Source organism: Variovorax restrictus (genome assembly GCF_051216715.1).
Lineage (GTDB): Bacteria > Pseudomonadota > Gammaproteobacteria > Burkholderiales > Burkholderiaceae_C > Variovorax.
The window spans coordinates 749,954-772,137 of record NZ_JBPJZH010000002.1 but is presented as its reverse complement, the minus strand read 5'-3'; the positions used below and the strand labels follow the sequence as shown (position 1 = coordinate 772,137).

Annotated in this window: 18 protein-coding genes; 6 read left to right on the top strand and 12 right to left on the bottom strand. The window is 69.8% G+C overall.

The features are described 5' to 3' along the window. Positions 1 to 17: 17 nt before the first annotated feature. The 7 genes from ACSFA0_RS18255 to ACSFA0_RS18225 all read right to left on the bottom strand — a co-directional run bounded on the left by ACSFA0_RS18255 (position 18) and on the right by ACSFA0_RS18225 (position 10,263). Positions 18 to 1,145: an ABC transporter permease gene (locus tag ACSFA0_RS18255; protein ID WP_435451672.1), complete on the bottom strand. Its 1,128-nt coding sequence runs from the start codon at positions 1,143 to 1,145 to the stop codon at positions 18 to 20. Between the two features lie 8 nt (positions 1,146 to 1,153). Then, the gene (rbbA, locus tag ACSFA0_RS18250) at positions 1,154 to 3,901 is read right to left on the bottom strand and encodes a ribosome-associated ATPase/putative transporter RbbA (RefSeq protein ID WP_435451671.1); all 2,748 of its coding nucleotides are present in this window, start codon (positions 3,899 to 3,901) and stop codon (positions 1,154 to 1,156) included. Beyond that, complete coding sequence (locus tag ACSFA0_RS18245; RefSeq protein WP_435451670.1) at positions 3,898 to 4,977, bottom strand: HlyD family secretion protein; 1,080 nt, start codon at positions 4,975 to 4,977, stop codon at positions 3,898 to 3,900. Before ACSFA0_RS18245 ends, rbbA begins: the two co-directional genes overlap by 4 nt. Positions 4,978 to 4,994: 17 nt before the next feature. Next, complete coding sequence (locus ACSFA0_RS18240; RefSeq protein WP_435451669.1) at positions 4,995 to 6,419, bottom strand: efflux transporter outer membrane subunit; 1,425 nt, start codon at positions 6,417 to 6,419, stop codon at positions 4,995 to 4,997. Positions 6,420 to 6,429: 10 nt separating this feature from the next. Further along, on the bottom strand, positions 6,430 to 7,194 hold the full coding sequence (fabI, locus tag ACSFA0_RS18235; protein WP_435451668.1) for an enoyl-ACP reductase FabI: 765 nt from the start codon (positions 7,192 to 7,194) through the stop codon (positions 6,430 to 6,432). A gap of 1 nt (position 7,195) precedes the next feature. Next, a complete protein-coding gene (locus tag ACSFA0_RS18230; protein WP_435451667.1) occupies positions 7,196 to 8,932 on the bottom strand; it encodes a PHA/PHB synthase family protein in 1,737 nt (578 codons plus the stop codon). Between the two features lie 218 nt (positions 8,933 to 9,150). Next, the gene (locus ACSFA0_RS18225) at positions 9,151 to 10,263 is read right to left on the bottom strand and encodes an ion channel (RefSeq protein WP_435451666.1); all 1,113 of its coding nucleotides are present in this window, start codon (positions 10,261 to 10,263) and stop codon (positions 9,151 to 9,153) included. Between the two features lie 141 nt (positions 10,264 to 10,404). On the opposite strand from ACSFA0_RS18225, the gene ACSFA0_RS18220 reads away from it, so the two are divergent. Together ACSFA0_RS18220 and ACSFA0_RS18215 are read left to right on the top strand one after the other, a co-directional pair. Then, positions 10,405 to 11,427 (top strand): P1 family peptidase, encoded by a 1,023-nt coding sequence (locus ACSFA0_RS18220; RefSeq protein WP_435451665.1) that lies wholly within the window; start codon positions 10,405 to 10,407, stop codon positions 11,425 to 11,427. Positions 11,428 to 11,460: 33 nt separating this feature from the next. Beyond that, the gene (locus ACSFA0_RS18215) at positions 11,461 to 12,819 is read left to right on the top strand and encodes a TAXI family TRAP transporter solute-binding subunit (RefSeq protein WP_435451664.1); all 1,359 of its coding nucleotides are present in this window, start codon (positions 11,461 to 11,463) and stop codon (positions 12,817 to 12,819) included. Between the two features lie 18 nt (positions 12,820 to 12,837). Here ACSFA0_RS18215 and ACSFA0_RS18210 read toward each other — a convergent pair whose 3' ends face one another. Together ACSFA0_RS18210 and ettA are read right to left on the bottom strand one after the other, a co-directional pair. Next, the gene (locus ACSFA0_RS18210; RefSeq protein WP_435451663.1) at positions 12,838 to 13,179 is read right to left on the bottom strand and encodes a hypothetical protein; all 342 of its coding nucleotides are present in this window, start codon (positions 13,177 to 13,179) and stop codon (positions 12,838 to 12,840) included. A gap of 47 nt (positions 13,180 to 13,226) precedes the next feature. Continuing rightward, positions 13,227 to 14,888: an energy-dependent translational throttle protein EttA gene (gene ettA / locus ACSFA0_RS18205; protein WP_435451662.1), complete on the bottom strand. Its 1,662-nt coding sequence runs from the start codon at positions 14,886 to 14,888 to the stop codon at positions 13,227 to 13,229. A gap of 280 nt (positions 14,889 to 15,168) precedes the next feature. Between ettA and ACSFA0_RS18200 the strand changes: the two genes are divergently transcribed. Continuing rightward, positions 15,169 to 16,962 carry a DEAD/DEAH box helicase gene (locus ACSFA0_RS18200; RefSeq protein ID WP_435451661.1) on the top strand — a complete coding sequence of 598 codons (1,794 nt, stop codon included), beginning with the start codon at positions 15,169 to 15,171 and terminating at the stop codon, positions 16,960 to 16,962. Between the two features lie 88 nt (positions 16,963 to 17,050). On the opposite strand, the gene ACSFA0_RS18195 is transcribed toward ACSFA0_RS18200, so the two are convergent. Continuing rightward, complete coding sequence (locus ACSFA0_RS18195; protein WP_435451660.1) at positions 17,051 to 17,449, bottom strand: hypothetical protein; 399 nt, start codon at positions 17,447 to 17,449, stop codon at positions 17,051 to 17,053. A 214-nt stretch (positions 17,450 to 17,663) separates the two neighbouring features. Here ACSFA0_RS18195 and ACSFA0_RS18190 point away from each other — a divergent pair, with 214 nt between their 5' ends. The 3 genes from ACSFA0_RS18190 to ACSFA0_RS18180 are packed head-to-tail and all read left to right on the top strand — an operon-like array spanning position 17,664 to position 19,984. Next, positions 17,664 to 18,548, top strand: coding sequence for a 2-dehydro-3-deoxygalactonokinase (locus ACSFA0_RS18190; protein WP_435451659.1), 885 nt, complete (start codon positions 17,664 to 17,666; stop codon positions 18,546 to 18,548). 7 nt (positions 18,549 to 18,555) lie between these two features. Beyond that, positions 18,556 to 19,200, top strand: coding sequence for a 2-dehydro-3-deoxy-6-phosphogalactonate aldolase (locus ACSFA0_RS18185; RefSeq protein WP_435451658.1), 645 nt, complete (start codon positions 18,556 to 18,558; stop codon positions 19,198 to 19,200). A 10-nt stretch (positions 19,201 to 19,210) separates the two neighbouring features. Next, entirely contained in the window at positions 19,211 to 19,984 is a 774-nt protein-coding gene (locus tag ACSFA0_RS18180; RefSeq protein WP_435451657.1) for an aldolase, read from the top strand. A gap of 7 nt (positions 19,985 to 19,991) precedes the next feature. Here the strand turns inward: ACSFA0_RS18180 and ACSFA0_RS18175 are convergent, their stop codons facing one another. Together ACSFA0_RS18175 and ACSFA0_RS18170 are read right to left on the bottom strand one after the other, a co-directional pair. Then, positions 19,992 to 20,690, bottom strand: a complete 699-nt coding sequence (locus ACSFA0_RS18175; RefSeq protein ID WP_435451656.1) for an SDR family oxidoreductase — start codon at positions 20,688 to 20,690, stop codon at positions 19,992 to 19,994. Positions 20,691 to 20,737: 47 nt separating this feature from the next. Next, positions 20,738 to 22,177 carry an MATE family efflux transporter gene (locus tag ACSFA0_RS18170; RefSeq protein ID WP_435451655.1) on the bottom strand — a complete coding sequence of 480 codons (1,440 nt, stop codon included), beginning with the start codon at positions 22,175 to 22,177 and terminating at the stop codon, positions 20,738 to 20,740. Positions 22,178 to 22,184: the final 7 nt, after the last annotated feature.

The window sequence follows — 22,184 nt, the reverse complement described above, 5'->3', positions numbered from 1 at the left end:
GTGGCGTGGTGCGCCGCTCAGGTCATCTGCGCCACCGTCTTGCGGAAGCGGCCCAGCGAATAGGCGAACAGCACCGAGCCGATGACCAGCAGCCAGAAGAACGGCCGCCAGACCACGTTCAGCCCTGCGCCGCGGAAAAGGATGGCTTGGCCGAGTTCGACGAAATGCGTGGTCGGTGCGGCCAGCATCAGCGTCTGCACGACCTGCGGCATGCTCTCGCGCGGCGTCATGCCGCCGGAGAGCATTTGCAGCGGCAGCACCGTCAGCACCACCAGCATGCCGAACTGCGGCATCGAGCGCGCCACGGTCGCCAGAAAAATCCCCATCGACGTGGTGGCGAACAGCGACAGCGCGGCCCCGAGCAGGAAGAGCGGGACCGAGCCCTCGATGGGCACCCCCATGAAACCGCGCACCACGCCGATCAACGACACCGCGGCGGCCACCAGCACCACCAGCGCCATGGCCCAGACCTTGGCCAGCATGATCTCGGTCGGTGTCACCGGCATGACCAGCAGGTGTTCGATGGTGCCGTGCTCGCGCTCGCGGATCAGCGCCGCGCCGGTCAGGATCAGCGACAGCAGGGTGACGTTGTTGATGATCTGCATCAGCGCGCCGAACCAGGCCTTCTCCAGCGCCGGGTTGAAGCGCGCGCGCAGCGCCAGTTCCACGGGTGGCGCGGTGCTGCCGCGGTAGCGCTGCACGAACTCGTTGACCTCGGCCAGCACGATCTGCTGCACGTAGCCGCTGCCGGAAAAGGCCTGGCTCATGCGGGTGGCGTCGACGTTGAGCTGCAGCTCGGGCGCGCGGCCCGCCAGCACCTCGCGCTGGAAGTTCGGCGGGATGTTCAGCACGAAGGTGTAGAGGCCCTCGTCCATGCCCGGGTCCATCTCGGCGAGCGTGACCATCGCCGGCCGCGTGAACTGCGGCGGGTAGAAGGCCGACGCGATGCGCGCGGACAGCGGCGAGCCGTCTTCGTCGACGATGGCGATCGGTGCGTTGTGCAGCGTCTCCGGGATGGCGCGAGCCGAGGTGTAGACCGACAGGGTGAAGGTGTAGACGATCAGCACCAGCATGATCGGGTCGCGCCACAGGCTCCACAGTTCCTTCACGCCGAGGCGGTAGATGTTGGCGATGTGTCTTCCCATGGTGGCCCTTAGCTGTCCTGCTTCTTGAGCAGCAGGATGGCAATGCCCAGGATCACCGGCACCGAGATCAGCATGGGGAGCATCAGGCCGTCCAGGTCGCCCAGGCCCAGCCCCTTGCTGAACACGCCGCGGCTGATGGTGAACATGTAGCTGGCCGGGTAGATGTCACCGACCAGGCGCGCACCGCCTTCCAGCGAGGAGACGGGGTCGGTCAGCCCGGCGAACATCTGGGCCGGGATGATGGTGCCCAGCATGGTGATGAAGATGGCCGCGATCTGGCTGCGCGTGATGGCCGAGGCCAGCAGCCCCATGCCGGTCGAGGCGAAGCTGAAGATCGCGGCCGCGACGGTCAGCGCCAGGAAGCTACCCGTCATCGGCACGCCGAACACGGTCACGGCCAGGGCGCACATCAGCAGGTAGTTGACCATCGCCAGGCCGACGTAGGGCAGTTGCTTGCCCAGCAGGAACTCGGTGCGGGTGACCGGCGTGACATACAGGTTGATGATGGAGCCCATCTCCTTTTCGCGCACCACCGCCAGCGCCGTCAACATGGCCGGCAGCATCAGCAGCAGCATCGGGATCACGGCCGGCACCATAGCCGGCAGGCTCTTCACGTCGGGGTTGTAGCGAAAGCGCGTCTGCACCGAGCCGGCGCCGGCCGTGCTCACGCCGCGTTCGAGCATCCGGTCGGCCAGCCACTGCTGGTGAATGCCCTGCACGTAGCCCTGCACGGTTTCGGCACGCGCGGGCATGGCCCCGTCGATCCAGGCGCCGACCTGGGCCCGGCTGCCGCGCAGCACGTCGCGGCCGAAGCCGGGCGGGATCTCGATGGCCAGCGACAGCTCGCCACTGCGCATGCGGCGATCCATGTCGGCATAGTCGGCGATGGGCGCCTGCTCGGAGAAGTAGGGCGAGCCGCTCAGGTTCAGCGTGTAGCTTTGGCTGATCGTGCTCTGGTCGCGGTCCAGCACCGCATAGCTCAACTGGTTCACATCCATGTTGATGCCGAAGCCCATCACGAACAGCAGGATCAACGAGCCGCCCAACGCGAGCGTCGCGCGCACCGGGTCGCGCTGCAGCTCCAGCGTCTCGCGCCACAGGTAGCTCCACAGCCGCTGCACGCTGAAGTGGGGCGCCCGCGCGCGGGCCGCGGCGGGTACTTCGGCCGCCGGCGGCTCGACCTCCACCCGGGCGGGCGCGGCACTGCGTTCGGCCGGTGCGCCGCCGCCGCCGGCATCGACCAGGTAGCCGATGAAGGCCTCTTCCAGCGTCTTCGCGCCGCGCTTGGCCACCAGGTTGGCCGGTGTGTCGCTGTCGAGCACCTTGCCGGCATGCATCATCGACATGCGGTCGCAGCGCGCGGCCTCGTTCATGAAGTGAGTGGAAATGAAGATGGTGACCTTGTCGCGCCGCGACAGCGTGATCAGCAGCCGCCAGAAGTTGTCGCGCGCGACCGGGTCCACGCCCGAGGTGGGTTCGTCGAGGATCAGCAGCTCGGGGCGGTGCACCATGGCCACCGCCAGCGACAGACGCTGACGCATGCCCATCGGCAGGCTCTCGGGCAGGCTGGCGCGCACGGCAGACAGGTCGAAGCGCGCCACCATTTCGTCCACCCGCGCCGGCACCTCGGCCTCGGCGACGTGGAACAGCCGCGCGTGCAGCAACAGGTTCTGTTGCACGGTCAGCTCGCCATACAGCGAGAAGCCCTGCGTCATGTAGCCGACGCGCCGGCGCGTGTCGATATCCTTCGGCTCCACTTCCTGGCCGAACAGCCAGGCCCGGCCCTCGGTGGCGGGCAGCAGGCCGGTCAGCATCTTCATGGTGGTCGACTTGCCGCAACCGTTGGAGCCGAGGAAGCCGAAGATCTCGCCACGCCGGATGCGGAAATTCACGCGGTGCACGGCGGTGAAGTCTCCGAAGCGCATGGTCAGGCCCTGGGCTTCGATGGCGATGTCCTCGGCGCCGTCCGCCGGCAGCGGTGGGATCTCGACCGGCGCATAGCCCTGTTTCTTCTGGTCGGGCAACAGCTGGATGAAGGCCTCCTCCAGCGAGTCGCTGCGGGTGCGCTGCAGCAGCTCGGCGGGCGTGCCCGCCGCGAGCACGCGGCCATCGTCCATCACCACCAGCCAGTCGAAGCCCTGGGCCTCGTCCATGTAGGCAGTGGCGACCACCACGCTCATGCCGGGCCGCGCCTGGCGGATCTGCGCGATCAGGCCCCAGAACTGCGCGCGCGCCAGCGGGTCGACACCGGTGGTGGGCTCGTCGAGGATCAACAGGTCGGGGTCGTGGATCAGCGCGCAGCACAGGCCCAGCTTCTGCTTCATGCCGCCCGAGAGCTTGCCGGCCGGCCGTGACAGGAAGGGCTGCAGGCCGGTGCTGCGCGTGAGGTCGTCGATGCGGCGGCGGCGCTCGGCGGCCGCATGGCCGAACAGGCGCGCGAAGAACTGCAGGTTCTCTTCCACCGACAGCGTGGGGTAGAGGTTCTTGCCCAGGCCCTGCGGCATGTAGGCGATGCGTGGGCACACGCGGTCGCGGTGCGCCTTGGCCGCCATGTCGCCGCCCAGCACCTCGATGCGGCCCTGCTGCACGGCGCGTGCGCCGGACAGCAGCGCCAGCAGGCTGGACTTGCCCACGCCGTCGGGTCCGATCAGCCCGACCATGCAGCCGGCCGGGATGTCCAGCGTGACGGTGTCCAGCGCGCAGGTCTTGCCGTAGTGCTGGCTCAAGCCCTCGACCCGGGCGACGACATCGCTCACCGGGACACTTTCACCACCAGCTCGGCCGGCCACTCGGCCTTGTCGTCGAGCTTGAGCCAGGCCACGCCGGGCAGGCCGGTCTTGACCTGTTCCAGGTGCTCCTTCAGCAGCTGACGGTCGATCCGCGCCTTCACGCGGAACATGAGCTTCTGCCGTTCGCTCGCGGTTTCCACCGTCTTGGGTGTGAACTGCGCGGTGCTGGCGACGAAGCTCACCTTGGCCGGTATCACGAAGCCGGGTGCGGCGTCGAGCACGATGCGCACGTCGCTGCCCAGCGCCACGCGGCCGGCCACCGTCTCGGGCAGGAAGAAGGTCATGTAGACGTCCGACAGGTCGACCAGGTTCAGCACCTTGCCGCCGGCGGCCAGCACCTCGCCGGGCTGGGCCACGCGGTACTGCACCCGGCCGTCGCGCGGCGCCGTCAATGCGCTGTCGGTGATGTCGGCCTGGACGCGGGCGATGGTGGCCTCGGCCGCGCCGACGGTCGACTGCGCCCCGGCGACCTGGGCGCGCGCCGCGTCGATGGCCGCCTGGCCGGCGGCAGCCTGGGCGCGTGCGGCGGCGACGGCGGACTGGGCGCTGCGCACGCGGGCGCGGTCGTCGTCGAGCTCCTGAAGGGACGACGCGCCTTCGGCCGACAACGTCTGCGAGCGCACCAGCCGGCGCTGCGCGGCGTCGAGCTCGCTCTCGCGCTGGGCCACCACGGCCAGCGCGGCGGCGCGGTCGCTCTCGCGCGCGCTGACCTGGGCGCGGGCGCTGGCCACGGCAGTCAGTGTCTGCGCGTGCTGGGCGCGGGCTTCGTCGCGCTGCGCATTGAGCACGTCGACCTGCATCTCGGCCAGCTTCTGGCCGGCCTTGACGAAGGCGCCCTCTTCCACCAGCAGCGCCTGCAGTCGCCCGCCGAGCTTGGCCGCGACATCGATCTCGGTGGCCTCGATGCGGCCGTTGCCACTGACGAAGCCCTCGCCAGGTCCGTTGTGCCGGGTCTTCTGCCAGACATACCCGCCGCCGGCGGCCAGGGCCAGCACGATGGCGGCGGCGATCAGTTTTTGTTTGCGAGCGGGGTTCGGATTCATGGACGTGTTCGGGGGGATCAAGGGGCAGCGGCGGTGTCGACATGCTGGGCGCCGCCGCCCAGCGCCGCATACAGGGCGATGCGGGCCGACAGCAGCGCGCGGCGCGTCGTCACCTGCGACTGTTCGGCCGCGAGCAGGTCGCGCTGTGCGTCCAGCACCTCGAGAAACGCGGCCGCGCCATGGTCATAGCGCAGCGTGGCAAGGCGCGCGCGCTCGGCCTGGGCCGCCAGGCCTTCCGCGCCGATGCGCACCTGCTCGGCCAGCCACTGGCGCGCCGACAGCGCATCGGCCACGTCGCGGAACGCGGCCTGCACGGTCTTCTCGTAGTCGGCCACGGCCAGGTCGCGCCGCACTTCAGTCAGGTCCAGAGCGCTCCTGCGGGCGCCGCCGTCGAAGATCGGCAGCGAGATGCTCGGCGCGAAGGTCCAGGCCCGACTGGCACCCTCGAACAGCGCGTCGAGCTGGGCGTTGGCCACGCCGGCGTTGGCGGTCAGCGCGATGCGTGGGAAAAAGGCGGCGCGCGCGGCGCCGATGTTGGCGTTGGCGGCGCGCAGCCGGTGTTCGGCCGCCAGGATGTCGGGCCGGTCGGCCAGCAATGCAGACGGCAGGCCGGCGTCCAGCGGCTGGAGCACGGCGCTGTCGTCCAGCGGTGTGGCCGCCGGTGCCAGGTCGACCGGGCCGCCGACCAGCTGCGCCAGCGCATGGGCCTCCACGGCGCGCTGCTGTTCCAGCTGGGCACCCAGCGCGCGGGCCTGGGTCGACAGGGTCTGCACCTGGGCCAGGTCGAGTCGCGAGGTGGACCCGACCTCGACGCGGCGCGTGAAGATGCGCAACGACTCCGCGCGCGAGGCGATGCTGCGGCGGGCCAGCACCAGGCGCTCGTCCAGTTCGCGCAGCCTGAGGTAGCCGTCGGCCACCTGCGCCACCAGCGACAGCGTGAGCGCGCGCCGCGCCGCATCGCTGGCGAGGTAGCTTTGCAGGGCCGCGTCCTGCAGGCTCTGCACGCGGCCCCAAAAATCGATCTCCCACGCATTCACGCCCAGCGCCACCTGGTACTGGCTGCCGACCATGGCCCGGCCCGCGGTGCTGAGCGACGCGGGCACGCGGGCGCGGCGGGCGTCGCCACCGACACCCACGACGGGAAAGCGCTCGGCGTGCTGGATGCCGTAGGCCGCGCGCGCCTCCTGCACGCGCAGCGCGGCCAGGCGCAGGTCGCGGTTGTTCTGCAGCGCCTGCGCGATCAATTGCTGCAGCCGCAGGTCGGCGAAGTGCTCGCGCCAGTCCAGCGCGGCGGCGTGCTGACCGGGCGTGGCCGCGGGGTCGGTCAGGGCGTCGGCGGGGTACGCCGCGGGCACGGGCAGCGCCGGTACCTCGACATCGGGTGCCATGGAGGCGCAGCCGGCGAGCAGCAGGACGGTGGCGAGAACGGCGGGTTTCAGCATGCGGCCGGGTTCACAGGATGTGAGCGCCGCCGTCCACATACAGCGTGCCCCCGGTCATCGCGCTCGAAGCGTCGCTGGCCAGGAAGGCGCACAGTGCGCCGACCTCTGCGATACCCACCAGCCGCCGCAGCGGCGCACGACGAACGGCCTCTTGGAGCAGCGCATCGAAGTTCGGGATGCCCGACGCCGCGCGCGTGGCCAGCGGGCCGGGCGAAACGACGTTGACGCGGATGCCCCTGGGGCCGAGCTCGGCCGCCATGTAGCGCGTGCTGGCCTCCAGCGCGGCCTTCACCGGGCCCATCAGACCGTAGTCGGGGATCACCTCTTCGGCGCCCACGTAGCTCATGGTCATCAGGCTGCCGCCGTCTTTCATCAGCGGCTCGGCCAGCCGGGCCATGCGCGCAAAGGAATGGCAGGAGATGTCCATCGCCCGACCGAAGCCTTCGCGCGAACTGTCGGTCACGCGGCCATGCAGGTCACTCTTGGGGGCGAAGGCGATGGAGTGCAGCACGAAGTCGAGCCGCCCCCACTGCTGTTCGATGGCGGCGAACACGGCCTCCATCTGGCCGGGCTGCTCCACGTCCAGCGGCAGCGCGATGGGCGCCTGCAGTTGCTGCGCCAGCGGCTCCACATGCGGGCGCGCCTTGTCGTTGAACCAGGTCACGGCCAGCTCGGCACCAGCATCGCGGAACGCGCGTGCGCAGCCCCACGCGATGCTCTGCGCGTTGGCGATGCCGACGACCAGCCCCTTCTTGCCCTGCAAGGTGGTGTTCATCTCATTTCTCCAGAACGTAGCTGCCCGGCGCATCGGCGATGGGCGCGTAGCCCGTGGCGCCCATGCGCGGCGGCTTCACGCGCCGGCCCGACCGCCCCGCGAGCCACTGCTGCCAAGCCGGCCACCAGGAGCCTTCGGCGTCCGGTGCGGCGGCGAGCCACGCGTCCGGCGCGACATAGCTGCCGCCGGCCTCGCGCCGAAGCATCCGGTAATGGCGGTGCGGATGGCCCGGCGGACTGACGATGCCGGCGTTGTGCCCGCCGCTGGTCAGCACAAAGGTGATGTCCGTCGCCGTGAGGTAGTGCAGCTTGTGCACCGACCGCCAGGGCGCGACGTGGTCGGTCTCGGTGCCGACCATGAACAGCGGCAACGTGATGTCGCCGAGCGCCACCGGCCGGCCGCCGACCGGGTAGCGCCCTTCGCTCAGGTCGTCGTTCAGGAACAGGCGGCGCAGGTACTGCGAATGCATCGTCGCGGGCATGCGCGTCGCGTCGGCGTTCCAGGCCATCAGGTCGTTCATAGGGGCGCGGTCGCCCAGCATGTACTCGTTGACCAGGCGCGACCACAGCAGGTCGTAGGAGCGCAGCATCTGGAAGGCGCCGGCCATCTGGGCCGCCGTGAGGTAGCCGGTCTCGGCCATCTGCGCCTCGAGCAGGCTGACCTGGCTCTCGTCGATGAAGAGCCCCAGCTCGCCAGGCTCGCTGAAGTCTGTCTGCGCCGCCAGCAGCGTGGCCGACGCCAGGCGCTCGTCGCCGTCGCGCGCCATCGCGGCCGCCGCGATGGCCAGCAGCGTGCCGCCCAGGCAGTAGCCCACGGCATGCACGCGCTGCCGCGGCACGATGGCATTGACCGCATCGAGCGCGGCCTGGAAGCCGGACTGCAGGTAGTCGTCCATGCCCAGGTCGCGTTCCTCCACGCCCGGGTTCTTCCACGAGATGCAGAAGACCGTGTGCCCCTGCGCCACCAGGTAGCGGATCAGCGAATTCGACGGCGAGAGGTCGAGCACGTAGTACTTCATGATCCACGCCGGCACGATGAGCACCGGCTCGGCATGCACGGTGGCCGTCGTCGGCGTGTACTGGATCAGCTCCATCACCCGGTTCTTCAGCACGACCTTCCCCGGCGTGGCCGCCACGTCGCGCCCGACGACGAAGGCCTCGGTCCCGGCGGGCGCAGTACCGGCGGCGAGCCGCGACAGATCCTCGGCCAGGTTCTGCATGCCGCGCACCAGGTTCACGCCGCCCTGTGCCATCGTGCGGCGCAGCACCGTCGGGTTGGTGAGGAAGCGGTTGCCCGGCGAGAGCATGTCGAGCCACTGGCGGGCACAGAAGGCCACCACGTTCTCGTGGTGCTTCTCGACACCAGCGATGCCGTGCGTGGCGGCGTCCCACCATTGCTGCGTCAGGAGAAAGGACTGATGCCAGAGATTGAAGGGCCACTGGCGCCATTCGGGCTCGGCGAACCGGCGGTCGCGGGCCGGGGGCTCGACCAGCGCGCGCGCCTCGCCCGGGCCCGCCAGCAGGCATTCGTGCAGATAGCGGGCGAGCTGCTGCGCGTGTTCGCCGGCCAGTTGCGCCAGCGCCAGTTGCCGCCCCGGCGACACCGCGAGGTGCGCGCCCCAGTCCAGCCCGGCCAGCAGGGCCGATGCCGGAGAGAGTGCGCCGGTCAGGCGTGCCAGGGCGCCGTGCGCCACCGTGTCGAGATGCGTGACAGGCGAAGGCGGAGTTGGCTCAGACATGCGCGGTCCTCAGGATTTCCGCGGTCGACGCGAAACGGAGTTGATCGAAAGCTCGGTCGCGCCGTCGGCCTCGAAAGCCAAGCACAACGACCGTCCACAGAATAGTGGGAACGCCCCGCACCCCCTTGATCCCCGTCAAGCGCGGGCCGATGCCTTAGCGCCAGCGGTGCATCGCCACAACCGCATGACCTCGCCAGGATCGCGCCTGCCGATGGCGATCAGTCGCCGCGTCCCTCGGTGAGTTGACGCACGACCGCTTCACGACCGAAGCGCTGCGCGGCACTTTCCGTGGGTCCGCGCCAGTCGGGAAGGTGCAGCAGCAGGTAGGCCGCCAGCCCTTCGAGCTGGGGCTCGTAGCTCTTGCGCAGCCGGCTCATCGCCTGCACGGCCAGCTCGTCGTCGCGCCAGGCCGGCAGCAGGCGGCGAATGTCGGGTGCGAGCGCCCTCAACGCGTCGGCGTCCATCCCCCGATGGCCGACCTTTGCGGCCGGCCTCACGCGCAACGCATCGATCGCCTCGTCGAGGATGCGCCGCAATGCGGAGAACGTGGCGGTGGCCTGGTTGCGTCGCTGGTCGTCGCTCCCGGCGATGAGCAGCGTGCACACGTCCAGCACCACGGCCAGCGACCCCAGCCACGACTGGCCCTCGTGTTGCGATCGGTAGAAGGCGAGCATCGGGTACACGGCCTGGCTCTCGATCAGGTCGCTGGCCCAGACCTCCCAATCTCTCAACCAGCGCTCCAGCGCTTCCGGACTGCCGTGCGCATGCCAGGCCAGCAGTGCAGCGGCCGTCGGCGGCGAGCCGGCCCGGGCCGCGAATTCGATGAGCTGAAGATCGCGGCGGGTGAAGTGCTGGTAGAGCACGGGAAGGTAGCCGATGGTCAGCGCGATGAACCCGAAGCCCGTGCCCGCCTCGACGATCACCAGCAGACGTGCCACCCCATGGTGCGGCACGCTGTCGCCATAGCCGAGCGTGAAGAAGGCGTCGCCGCTGACGATGATCTGGGTTGCGAGCGACGCCGCGCCGCCGCCAGGCAGGAAGGCCTGCAGCGCCCACTGCACCAGACCGAAGCCGACGATCAGGCTCGCGCCCCACACGGCGAAGAGCATCACCATCGACAGCGGCCCGTAGACCCCGATGAAGTCCTCACGCTGGCGTCCGTCTGGCCAGAGGCGGGCGCACCGAGCCCAGACCGCCCAGGTGCACTTGAAGAAGTAGTGGTTCAACCGAATGCGGCGGCGAACCGGGCGCGGCAGCAAGACCACCTCGAACGCGTCGATCAGTGTCGCAAACACCATCACGGCGCCGAGCAGCAGGGCGAACAAATGCATCGGACACCACGCGGAAAAGAAAAACACATCATGCCTCGCGCCAGGCGGGGTGCAAGGCCAGCCGCCGGCCGCTCTCAGCCGTCGAAGCAGCGCCTCAACCGCGCCGGGGCCCAGGTGCTGCGGGCCGTATCATCCCGCCCGATGTCTTCTGCCGCTTTCACCTCCCTGCCCTCCGCGGGCAGCCTCACCGATGTCGCCGGCATCGAAGTCGGCCACTTCAGCGACCCCCGCCGCCCCACCGGCTGCACCGTGATCCTCACGCGCGAGGGCGCTGTCGGCGGGGTCGACGTGCGCGGCGCCGCACCGGGCACGCGCGAAACCGACCTGCTCGCGCCCGGCAACCTGGTGCAGCAGGTGCACGGCATCATGCTGGCCGGCGGCAGCGCCTGGGGCCTGGCGGCCACCGAGGGCGCGATGCGCTGGCTGGAAGAACGCGGCATCGGCATGGACGTACGCTTCGGCACGCTGCCGATCGTGCCGGCCGCGGTGCTGTTCGACCTGCCGATGGGCGACGCGCGCATCCGCCCCGACGCCGCGGCCGGCTACGCGGCCTGCGAGGCCGCATCGACGCAGACGCCGGCCGAAGGCAACGTGGGCGCCGGCAGCGGCGCACTGGTGGGCAAGCTCTTCGGCGTCGACCGCGCGATGAAGGGCGGCATCGGCAACGCATCGATCACGGTCGGCGGCGTGACCGTCGGCGCACTGATCGCCTGCAACGCGCTGGGCGACGTGATCGACCCCGACACGGCGCAGGTGGTGGCCGGCGCGCGCACGGTGGACGGCCGCGCACTGCTCGACACGCGCCGCGCACTGATGCGCGGCGAGTTGCCCAAGCCGCTGCTGGCCGGCACCAACACCACCATTGGCGTGGTCGCGACCGACGCAGTGCTGACCAAGGTGCAGGCCAACCGCCTGGCGATGGTGGCGCACGACGGGCTCGCGCGCAGCATCAACCCGGTGCACACCATGAGCGATGGCGACACGCTGTTCGCGCTGGCCACCGGCCGCGTGCCGCTCGACGGCGCCGCGCCGGGTATGACCGTGCTCAGCGCCATGGCCGCCGAGGTGGTGGCCATCGCCACGGTGCGTGCGGTACGCGCGGCGCGCGCGCTCACCCTGGGCGACTGGCACATCCCCTGCGCGGCGGACCTCGCGGGTACCTGACCCCCTCACGACAGCGACGACCGCGAACCCACGATGTCCATGCCCAAAACGCTCAAGCTGATCCTGCTGTCGATCCGCGACCTCATCGCCTCGGCAGGCCCCGTGGTCTTCCTGGTGATCGGCCTGCTGATCGCGGCGTACTGGTGGCTGCAGCCTCAGCCGCCCAAGCGCGTGACGCTGGCCACCGGCCCGGCCGGCAGCGCGTATGCCGAGTTCGGCCAGCGCTACGCGCGCGCCCTGGCCACCAACGGCATCGAGGTCATCCTCAAGCCCAGCGAAGGCTCGTCGGACAACCTGCAGATGCTGCGCAACGGCACGGCCGACGTGGGCTTCGTGCGCGGCGGCAGCGCCGACGTGGTGGCCGACGAAGAGGCCGGCCTCAGCTCGCTGGGCAGCCTGTTCTACGAGCCGCTGTGGATCTTCTACCGCAGCGATGCGGCGCGCACGGTCAACCGCAAGACGGGCACGCTCGAATCCATCGCCCAACTCAAGGGCTTGCGCGTGAACGTCGACAAGCCGGGCAGCGGCGTGCCGGAGATCATGGAGCGCATGCTGCGCGCCAACCACCTCGACGCGAGCGCACTGCAGTTGTCGAACCTGGAGCAGACACCAGCGACCGAGGCCCTGCAGGCCGGGTTGCTCGACGTGATCGTGCTGGCCTCGGCCCCGCAGTCGCCGCAGGTGCAGCAGCTGCTGCGCGCGCCGGGCATCGCGCTGATGGACCTCGCGCAGAGCGACGCCTACTCGCGCCGCTTCGCTTTCCTGTCGGCCGTCACACTGCCGCGGGGCGTGGTCGACCTGGCGCGCGATGTGCCGACGCACGACGTCTCGATGCTGGCCGCCACCACCTCGCTGCTGGCGCGCGAAGAGACGCACCCTGCCCTGCGCCAACTCTTTGCGCAGAGCGCACAGACCTTGCACGGCGATGCCGGCTGGTTCAACCGCGCACGCGATTTCCCCAACACCCGCACCAGCGAGCTGCCCGTGAGCCCCGAGGGCGACCGCGCGATCAACGGCACACCGCCCTTCTGGCAGCGCTACCTGCCCTTCTGGGCCAGCAACCTGATCGAGCGCATGTGGCTGGTGCTGGGCGGCCTGGTGGTGTTGATGCTGCCGCTCAGCCGCGTGGTGCCGCCGCTCTACCAGTTCAGGGTGCGCTCGCGCGTGTTCCGCTGGTATGGGCAGCTGCGCGACATCGAGACGCAACTGGAATCGGCCAAGGGCGACCACGATGCATTGCTGACGAAGCTCGACGACCTCGACCGACGTGTCAACAAGGTGGCCGTGCCACTGTCGTATGCCGACGAGCTCTATGCGCTGCGCAACAACATCGCGGCGGTGCGCCAGCGCGTGCAGGCCAGCGTCGGCGGGCTGGCGAGGGCGGCGGCGTGAGCCTGCCGCAGCCCCGAGTCAGAACTTGATCTTGACGCCGGCCTTGACGCCGGCGCTTTCCTTGCGACCATCCGACGAGACGCCGGCCGAGAAGGAGGTGTCGCCGCCGGTGCTGGCGCCGACGGAGTACGTCGGCCGATCCCCGGCCGTGTTCATGCCACCGTAGGTGGTGCTGCCATCCGGGCGCTGCATGCCGACGGTGGCGCCGTTGGTGACGACCGTGCTGCCTGTCGGCGCGACGTCGGGGGCGACGTAGATGATGCGCTTGTCGTCGCTGTCGATCGGCACCTTCACCTCCTCGGCCTGCGCGAGGGAGACGCCGGCCAGGAGGCTCAACAGGAGAACGCTTGCGGTTTTCATGACGGTCAGTCTCTCACGGATGTCGCCCCGCCACGGCAGGAGAAGGCCTACTTCAGCGCCTTGTAGCGCATGCGCTTCGGCTTGGCGCCTTCTTCGCCCAGGCGCTTCTTCTTGTCGGCTTCGTACTCCTGGTAGTTGCCGTTGAAGAAGGTCCATTGGCTGTCGCCTTCGGCCGCGAGGATGTGCGTGGCGATGCGGTCGAGGAACCAGCGGTCGTGGCTGATGACCATCACGGTGCCGGCGAATTCGAGCAAGGCGTCTTCCAGCGCGCGCAGGGTTTCCACGTCCAGGTCGTTCGACGGCTCGTCGAGCATCAGCACGTTGCCGCCCGCGATCAGCGTCTTGGCCAGGTGCAGGCGACCGCGCTCACCACCCGACAGCGTGCCGACCTTCTTCTGTTGGTCGGCGCCGTTGAAGTTGAAGCGGCCGGCATAGGCGCGGCTGGCCATCTGGAACTTGCCGACGTTGATGATGTCCAGGCCGTTCGAGATGTCTTCCCACACGGTCTTCTGGTTGGCCAGTTCGTCCCGGTGCTGGTCGACGAAGGCCGCACGCACGGTGGAGCCGATGACGACTTCGCCGGTGTCGGGCTGCTCCTTGCCTGCGATCAGCTTGAACAGCGTCGACTTGCCGGCACCGTTCGGGCCGATGATGCCGACGATCGCGCCCGGTGGTACGGTGAAGCTCAGGTTGTCGATCAGCATGCGGTCGCCGAAGGACTTGCTGACGTTGTGGAACTCGAAGACCTGCTGGCCCAGGCGCTCGGCGACGGGAATGAAGATTTCCTGCGTCTCGTTGCGCTTCTGGTATTCCATGTCGCTCAGCTCTTCGAAACGCGCGAGACGGGACTTGCTCTTGGCCTGGCGCGCCTTGGGGTTCTGGCGCGACCATTCGAGTTCCTTCTTCAGCGCCTTGGCATGGGCTTCTTCGCCCTTCTGCTCCTGCGCCAGGCGCTCGCCCTTCTGCTCCAGCCAGGTGCTGTAGTTGCCCTTCCATGGAATGCCGCGACCGCGGTCCATTTCCAGAATCCATTCGGCCGCGTTGTCGAGGAAGTAGCGATCGTGGGTGATGGCGACCACGGTGCCGGAGAAACGCTGCAGGAACACTTCCAGCCACTCGACCGATTCGGCGTCCAGGTGGTTGGTCGGCTCGTCGAGCAGCAGCATGTCGGGCTTGGACAGCAGCAGGCGGCACAGGGCCACGCGGCGCTTCTCGCCCCCCGACAGCAGGCCGATCTTCGCGTCCCAGGGCGGCAGGCGCAGTGCGTCGGCCGCGATTTCCAGCTGGTGCTCGGAATCGGTGCCTGCCGTGGCGATGATCGCTTCGAGCTCGGCCTGCTCGGCCGCCAGCGCGTCGAAGTCGGCGTCTTCGGCACCGTAGGCGACGTACACCTCTTCAAGGCGGGCCTTGGCCGCGAACACGGCGCCCATGGCCTCTTCCACCGATTCGCGGACGGTGTGCTCGGAATTGAGCTTGGGCTCCTGCTCGAGGTAGCCGATCGTCATGCCCGGCATGGGCAACGCCTCGCCCTCGTACTCCTTGTCGACACCGGCCATGATCTTGAGCAAGGTCGACTTGCCCGAGCCGTTGAGGCCGAGCACGCCGATCTTGGCGCCGGGGAAGAACGAAAGCGAAATGTCCTTCAAGAGCTGCCGCTTAGGCGGCACGGTCTTGCTGACGCGGTTCATCGAATAGACGTATTGGGCCATCTGTGTACTTGCGTTGGGTCAGGGTGGTTGCGCGGGCGGCCGAGAAAATCGGGCGCGGCAAACCGTCGATTATCGACTCATGCGACAATTGCGCCTGTTGCCGGGTCCAGTTGCCCGCAACAACGGCTTTTCTGCCGGGGACAAGAAGGCTTCAGCATCGCGATGCGACAGCTCTCGGCTCCCACCCTTGATTCATCTGCCTGAACTGACCACGCCACCCCAGCAAAGGGTGCTTGGAAGGCCGATGCCACTGCGCCGTGCAAGGCGCTATTGCTTCCAAATGACCTTTGACGATCTGAAGTTGGCCCCGGCCATCCTGAAGGCTGTGCTCGAGCACGGCTACGACACGCCCACGCCCATCCAGGCCCAGGCGATTCCCGTGGTGCTCGACGGGCACGACCTGCTCGGCGGTGCCCAAACCGGCACCGGCAAGACCGCGGCCTTCACGCTGCCCATGCTGCACAAGCTCACCATGAGCCGCAGCGCCACCAACAAGTTCGGCGGCATCGGCATCCGCGCCCTGGTGCTCACCCCCACCCGCGAACTCGCCGCACAGGTCGAGGAATCGGTGCGCACCTACGGCAAGTACCTGCAACTCGACTCCACCGTGATCTTCGGCGGCGTCGGCATGAACCCGCAGATCAGCAAGCTCAAGAAGGGCGTGGACATCCTGGTGGCGACGCCCGGCCGTCTGCTCGACCTGCAGCAGCAGGGCATGCTCGACCTGTCGCAGGTGCAGATCCTCATCCTCGACGAAGCCGACCGCATGCTCGACATGGGCTTCATCCACGACGTGAAGAAGATCCTCGCGCTGGTGCCCAAGGACAAGCAGAGCCTGCTGTTCTCGGCCACCTTCAGCGACGAGATCCGCGACCTGGCGGCCAACCTGCTGAAGAACCCGCAGAGCATCCAGGTGACACCGCGCAACACCACGGTGCAGCGCATCACGCAGGTGGTCCACCCCGTGGGCCGCGGCAAGAAGAAGGCGCTGCTCGCGCACATCATCAACGAGCACAACTGGAGCCAGGTGCTGGTGTTCACGCGCACCAAGTTCGGCGCCAACAACGTCGCCGAATTTCTGACCAAGAACGGCATCGAGGCGATGGCGCTGCACGGCAACAAGAGCCAGAGCGCCCGCACGCAGGCGCTGGCCGGCTTCAAGAGCGGCGACATCCGCGCACTGGTGGCCACCGACATCGCCGCGCGCGGCATCGACATCGACGAGCTGCCGCACGTCGTGAACTACGAAATTCCCAACGTCAGCGAAGACTACGTGCACCGCATCGGCCGCACCGGCCGCGCGGGCAACAGCGGCGAAGCCGTGAGCCTGGTCTGCCTGGACGAGGAAGGCTTCATGCAGGAGATCGAGCGCTTCACCAAGCAGCAGATCCCGGTCGTGACGGTCGAAGGCTTCGGCCCCGAAGAAGGCGAACGCGCCGAACCGATCGCCATGGGTCGCCAGACGATCTGGGGCGGCGCCGGCCGTCCGCCGAGCCGTGACGTGATGCAGGCCGCCGCGAAGGCCGCCCGCACCGAGATGCTGCAACGCGTGCGCGACAACAAGGCCGGCCAGGGCGAACGCTCGGGCGGCGGTGGTGGCGGCGGTGGCGGCGGTGGCGGCGGTCAGCGCCGTGGCGGTGGCGGTGCCCCGCAAGGCGCCCGCAACGGCGGTGGCGGTGGTGGTCAGGGCCAGGGCGCCCGTGGCCAGGGCCCGCGTCCGCAAGGCCCGGGTCGCGGCCCGCAAGGCCCGTCGCGCGCGCCGCAAGGTCTGCCGCACGACGAGCGCCAGCCGCGCGACGAGCGTCAGCCTCGCCATCACGGCAACAGCCACAGCCCGACGCAGGCCAACCAGGTGGCGCACCTGCGCGCCGAAGCCGTGACTGGCGGCGTTGCCGGCCAGCCCGATCCGTTGCGCACCAGCGTCGACGCGACCTTCGGCGCAGGCCGGGGTCGCCGCACCGGCGGTGGTGGCGGTGGTGGTGGCTACGGCGGCAACCGCTCCGGCGGCGGCGGTGGTGGCGGCCGCTCGGGTGGCGGCTACGGCGGCGGCGGCGGCCGTTCCTACGGCCGCTGATCGACCTCCGTCGATCGACCAGCAGAAAGGGCGCTTCGGCGCCCTTTCTCTTTTCCTCTGCTTCATGGGCGCGCCGAGCGCGCCCTTGTCACTTGCTGCCTTCGCCGATCGGCTTGATCTCGCCCGCCTTGACCGCGCGCGAGACCTCCGCGTTGCGCGCCACACGGGCGGCCGTGCGCTCGCTCCTGGGCACCTTCGGGCGTGCCTCGGGCACCGTGGTGTAGAGCTCGCCCGGGTTGGACTCCTTGGCGGCAACTGCCGCGTTCTTGCGGCGTTCGGCCCGCGCCTGGGCCTTGTCTTGCGGACTCACCTTGGCGCGCGGATCGGGCTGCGGATAGCCTTCGCCCAGCAGCGGTGTGCGCGCGGCTTGCCGCGCTTCCTGCTTGCGCTCGACGCGCACCGGGTCGGTGGATGCAGTTTGCGCCGCCACACTGAGGGCCGACATCTGGACGCAGACAAGGCTCAGGGCAACAAAGACAGTTTTCATGGGAACTCCTTGGCGGGTGGATCGGGTCGTTCGAGAAACAGCGAGGGCCAGGTCAGCGTGACAGGCCGCGTCCGCCCGGACCAGCCCCACGCGGCCAGGTCTCGTCTCCTCCCAACGGGAGACACGCGGGCGCGATCGATGCCCGCACAGCCGGTGGCGCAACGCCGCGGCACTTATCATCCGTCCCTCCCGACCACACGATGAGAGACACGGCATGAACCTGGTGGCGATCGACTGGGGCACCAGTTCCTTGCGCGGCGCACTGCTCGATGCCGACGGCCGTGTGCTCGACGAGCGCAGCGCCCCGCGCGGCATCCTGAGCGTGCCGGCCGGCCAATTCGGCGCAGTGTTCGAATCGCTGGTGGGCGACTGGATGCGCGCACCGGGCCACCCGCGCTGTCTGATCTCCGGCATGGCCGGCAGCAAACAGGGCTGGGTCGAGGCACCGTACTGCGCCTGTCCGGCGGGCCTGGCCGACATCGCGGCGAAAGTCATCCCGATCGACGGCGACCGCATCGCGCTCGTGCCCGGCCTGAGCATCGAGCACAGCGGCGTGCCCGACGTGATGCGCGGCGAGGAGGTGCAGATCTTCGGCGCCATGGCGCTGACCGGCCGGCGCGACGGACTCTTCGTGCTGCCCGGCACCCACAACAAGTGGGCCCGCGTGAACGATGGCCGCGTCATCGGCTTTCGCACCTTCATGACGGGCGAGTTCTATGCGCTGCTCGGCACCCACTCGATCCTGTCGCGCACCATCGACACGCAGGCGCCGCTCGACGAAGCCGCCTTCCTGCTCGGCGTGACGCAGGCCGGCAACAACGAAGGCCTGCTGCACAACGCCTTCGGGGCGCGCACGCTGTCCTTGTTCGGCCGCATGAGCGCGGCGGACCTGGCGAGCTATCTGTCGGGCTTGCTGATCGGCGAGGAGCTGCGCACGCAGTCGTTGCATGCCAGGGGCGAGGTGGTGTTGATCGGCGCACCGGCGCTCACGCGGCGCTACGAACTCGCGCTGCACGCCAGCGGCGTGGCCAGCCGGACGCTGGGGGCCGAGGCCACCTGGGCCGGCCTGCAAGCCCTGTCCCGCACCCTGAACCCCTGAACACCGGATGACCATGACGCCCCTCGACACCTTCCACGCCGCCGTGCGGCAACTCCCGCTGGTCGCCATCCTGCGCGGTCTGACGCCCGCCGAGGCGCCAGCGGTGGGCGACGCGCTGGTCGACGCCGGCTTCCGCCTGCTCGAAGTGCCGCTGAATTCGCCGCAGCCGCTGGAGAGCATCGCGCTGATGCGCCAGCGCTTCCCCGACGCGTTGGTGGGCGCCGGCACGGTGCTCACGGCGCAGCAGGTGCGCGACGTGCATGCCGCGGGCGGCGCGCTGATCGTCGCGCCCAACTTCAACGCCGAGGTGGTGGCCGAGGCCGGCCGCCTGGGCATGGTCAGCCTGCCCGGCGTGGCGACGCCGACCGAGGCCTTCGGCGCGCTGGCCGCGGGCGCGACGGGGCTCAAGCTGTTCCCGGCCGAAGCGGCCTCCCCCGCCGTGCTCAAGGCCTGGCTGGCCGTGCTGCCCAAGGGCACGCCGCTGATGCCGGTCGGCGGCATTTCGCCGGCCAACATGGACGCCTGGCGCACCGCCGGCGCCACCGGCTTCGGCATCGGCTCGGCCCTGTACAAGCCCGGCAAGCCCGCCGCCGAGGTGCGCGACGCCGCGCTGCAATTCGTCGCGGCATGGCACGGCGCCATACGGACCTGAAGGCTCACCCATGAAAGACACCGTTCACACCGCCCTCCCCGAAAGCGCCGACGCGCAGTACGCCACCCCGCGCGTGCGGCAGTTGCGCGAAGACCTCGCGCTCGCGCTGCGCGCCGCCGCGCACCATGGCCTGTCGGAGGGCGTCTGCAACCACTTCAGCGTGATGCTGCCGGGCGCGCAGGACCGCTATCTCATCAACCCCCGCGGCCTGCACTGGAGCGAGGTCGGCCCCGACGACATCGTGCTGATCGATGTGCACGGCGCGGTGCTGGCCGGCCGCCACCGCGTGGAGCCGACCGCCCTCTTCATCCACGGCGCGATCCACCGCATCACCGGCCACGCGGTGGTGCTGCACGTGCATTCGCCGTACGCGACGGCGCTGACGCTCACGGCCGACCGTGCGCTCGACCCGACGCTGAGCCAGAACGCGATGCGCTTCATGGACCGGCTCGCGATCGATGGCGAGTACAACGGCCTGGCCCTCGACGATGCCGAGGGTGAGCGCATCGCCCGTGCGATGGCCGGCAAGGACGTGGCCTTTCTAGCGAACCACGGCGTCGTGGTGGCGGGCGCGACCCTCGCGCATGCCTACGACGACCTCTACTACCTCGAGCGCGCCTGCCTGCACCAGGTCATCGCGCAGTCGACCGGCCGGCCGCTCGCGCCGGTGAACGCCGCGCTGGCCGCGCGCGTCGCCGCGCAGGTGCAGAGCGAGCGCGAGCAGTCGGACCTGTTCTTCGAGTCGCTGCGGCGCCTGCTGCCAGCGCCCGCGGCCAGCCGCTGAGCTGTGCTCAGCCCGCGTACGCCGGTGTCGCCGACGACAGGCTCTGCTTGACCTGCCGGCTAATGTCGTCGGCCAGCACTTCGAACGCACCGGCCTCCACGCCTTCGAGCGTGACCCGCGCCACGTCGGCCGGCGACGACTTGGGCGCATCGAGCCCGCGCGTCATGTCGGTGTCCATGTAGCCGACGTGCAATGCGACCACCTGCGTGCCTTGCGCGCGCAGCTCGTTGCGCAGGCCGTTGGTGAGCGACCAGGCGGCCGACTTCGATGCGCTGTACGTGGCCACGCTCGGGAACGACACCCAGCTCAGCGCCGACAGCACGTTCACGATCGCGCCGCCGCCGTTGGCCTTGAGCACCGGCGCGAACGCGCTGGCCAGCGCCCACGGGCCGAAGAAGTTGACCTCGAACTCGGCACGTGCCGCGGCGATCGCATCGGGCGATGCGAGGAAGCTCGACCCCATCGAGATGCCTGCGTTGTTGACCAGCAGCGTGACGTCGGCGCAGTCGCGAACCGCGGCCGCGACCTGCATTGCGTTGCCGACGTCGAGCTGGATCGGCACCACGCCCGGCAGCGTCACGCTGGCCGGATCGCGTGCCGCCGCATAGACCTTGCGCGCACCGGCGGCGAGCGCAGCCTGGGCGAAGGCGAGTCCGAGGCCGCGGTTGGCGCCGGTGACGAAGACGACGGAGTCCTTGAGTTGCATGGTGGGCTTTCAGAGTGATGAAAGGGACGGGGAAGAAGGCCGGCGCGTCACGGCGATGCCAGGCGTTGCATCAGCCGTGACGGCGTGCGCGGCCAGCCGACGCGGCCGAACCAGCCCCCGCCCGCGATGGCCGAAGCGATGACCACGCCGTACACGACGAGCGCCACGCCCTGCGCGACGAAGACGTGGCCGAGATCCCCGCTGAGCCGCAGTGCGAGCCAGCCGCCCGCCCCGGCGACCGCGAGCCGCATCAGGTTGCCGGTCACCGGCCACAGCAGCCGCCCCGCGCCCTGCGAGGCGAAGTACAGCACCAGCCCGACACCGAAGAAGCCGTAGAGCGGCCCGACCGCGCGCAGGTACTGCGTGCCGGCCTCGAGCATTGCGGGGTCGTTGCCGAAGAGCAGCAGCCAGGGCCGCGGGAACAAGGCAGCGGCGAGCCCGATCGACTCGGCCAGCAGGAAGGCGATGCCCGCGCCGGCCCAGGTCGCGCGCAGCGCCCGTTCGCGCTGGCCCGCACCGATGCAGGTGCCCACCATGGCGAGCAGCGGCGCGCCCAGGCCGAAGATCAGCGGCACCAGCAGGTACTCGAGCCGCGAGGCCGTGCCGTAGCCGGCAATGGCGCCGGGGCCGAAGTGGCCGGCCAATGCCGTCGCGATGCCGATCGACAGGTTGGTCGACACCGTCGCGATCGACGAGATCAGGCCCACGCGCAGGATGCCGCGGAAGATCGGCCAGCGCAGCCGCACGGTCGAGAAGGACAGCTTGAGCAGGCTGCGGCTCGATGCCATGTAGACCAGCAAGGCGATGATGCCCAACAGGTAGTACAGCAGCAGCGCCACCGCACCGCCCGCGATGCCCATGCCGGGGATCGGGCCCCAGCCGAAGATCAAGAGCGGCGACAGCGGGATCAGCACCACCACGCCGGCGACCGTGACGTTGGCCGGCACCGACATGTTGCCGGTGCCGCGGATCACGGCCGCGAGCGAGTTGAAGACCCACACCAGCACCGCGCCGGCGAACACGACATGGGAATACGTCAGGGCCGCTTCGAGCGACGCGCCGGTGCCGCCCATCAACGCATACAGCCAGCGCCCACCGACGAGCAGCGCGAGCATGAAAACGATGCCGAAGCCCGCCGCGATGACCATCGCATGCACGGCCACCGCGTCGGCCTCGTCGCGCCGCTGCGCGCCCAGCGCGCGTGCGACGGCGGACGCGATGCCGCCGCCCATCGCGCCGGCCGAGGTCATCTGCATGAGCATGACGATCGGGAACACCAGCGCCATGCCGGCCAGCGCGTCGGTGCCGAGCTTGCCGACGAAGTAGGTTTCGATCAGGCCGACGGCGGCCTGCGCGACCATCACCAGCACGTTGGGCGCGGCCAGGCGCAGCAGCGTAGGGACGATCGGCCCTTCGAGGAGCAGGCGCGTGCGCGGTGCGAGCGGCGGGGCCGGTGGCGTGTCAGTGGTAGCAGTCGTGGTGTTCATGGTGGCC

Excerpts from the sequence above, each read along its gene's own strand:
- ACSFA0_RS18175 (WP_435451656.1), bottom strand. The coding sequence starts at position 20,690 with ATGCAACTCAAGGACTCCGTCGTCTTCGTCACCGGCGCCAACCGCGGC.
- ACSFA0_RS18215 (WP_435451664.1), top strand. The coding sequence starts at position 11,461 with ATGTCCATGCCCAAAACGCTCAAGCTGATCCTGCTGTCGATCCGCGAC.
- fabI (WP_435451668.1), bottom strand. The coding sequence starts at position 7,194 with ATGAACACCACCTTGCAGGGCAAGAAGGGGCTGGTCGTCGGCATCGCC.
- ACSFA0_RS18190 (WP_435451659.1), top strand. The coding sequence starts at position 17,664 with ATGAACCTGGTGGCGATCGACTGGGGCACCAGTTCCTTGCGCGGCGCA.
- ACSFA0_RS18255 (WP_435451672.1), bottom strand. The coding sequence starts at position 1,145 with ATGGGAAGACACATCGCCAACATCTACCGCCTCGGCGTGAAGGAACTG.
- ACSFA0_RS18220 (WP_435451665.1), top strand. The coding sequence starts at position 10,405 with ATGTCTTCTGCCGCTTTCACCTCCCTGCCCTCCGCGGGCAGCCTCACC.
- ACSFA0_RS18245 (WP_435451670.1), bottom strand. The coding sequence starts at position 4,977 with ATGAATCCGAACCCCGCTCGCAAACAAAAACTGATCGCCGCCGCCATC.
- ACSFA0_RS18230 (WP_435451667.1), bottom strand. The coding sequence starts at position 8,932 with ATGTCTGAGCCAACTCCGCCTTCGCCTGTCACGCATCTCGACACGGTG.
- ACSFA0_RS18210 (WP_435451663.1), bottom strand. The coding sequence starts at position 13,179 with ATGAAAACCGCAAGCGTTCTCCTGTTGAGCCTCCTGGCCGGCGTCTCC.
- ACSFA0_RS18170 (WP_435451655.1), bottom strand. The coding sequence starts at position 22,177 with ATGAACACCACGACTGCTACCACTGACACGCCACCGGCCCCGCCGCTC.
- ACSFA0_RS18180 (WP_435451657.1), top strand. The coding sequence starts at position 19,211 with ATGAAAGACACCGTTCACACCGCCCTCCCCGAAAGCGCCGACGCGCAG.
- ACSFA0_RS18200 (WP_435451661.1), top strand. The coding sequence starts at position 15,169 with ATGACCTTTGACGATCTGAAGTTGGCCCCGGCCATCCTGAAGGCTGTG.
- ACSFA0_RS18225 (WP_435451666.1), bottom strand. The coding sequence starts at position 10,263 with ATGCATTTGTTCGCCCTGCTGCTCGGCGCCGTGATGGTGTTTGCGACA.
- ACSFA0_RS18195 (WP_435451660.1), bottom strand. The coding sequence starts at position 17,449 with ATGAAAACTGTCTTTGTTGCCCTGAGCCTTGTCTGCGTCCAGATGTCG.
- ettA (WP_435451662.1), bottom strand. The coding sequence starts at position 14,888 with ATGGCCCAATACGTCTATTCGATGAACCGCGTCAGCAAGACCGTGCCG.
- ACSFA0_RS18240 (WP_435451669.1), bottom strand. The coding sequence starts at position 6,419 with ATGCTGAAACCCGCCGTTCTCGCCACCGTCCTGCTGCTCGCCGGCTGC.
- ACSFA0_RS18185 (WP_435451658.1), top strand. The coding sequence starts at position 18,556 with ATGACCATGACGCCCCTCGACACCTTCCACGCCGCCGTGCGGCAACTC.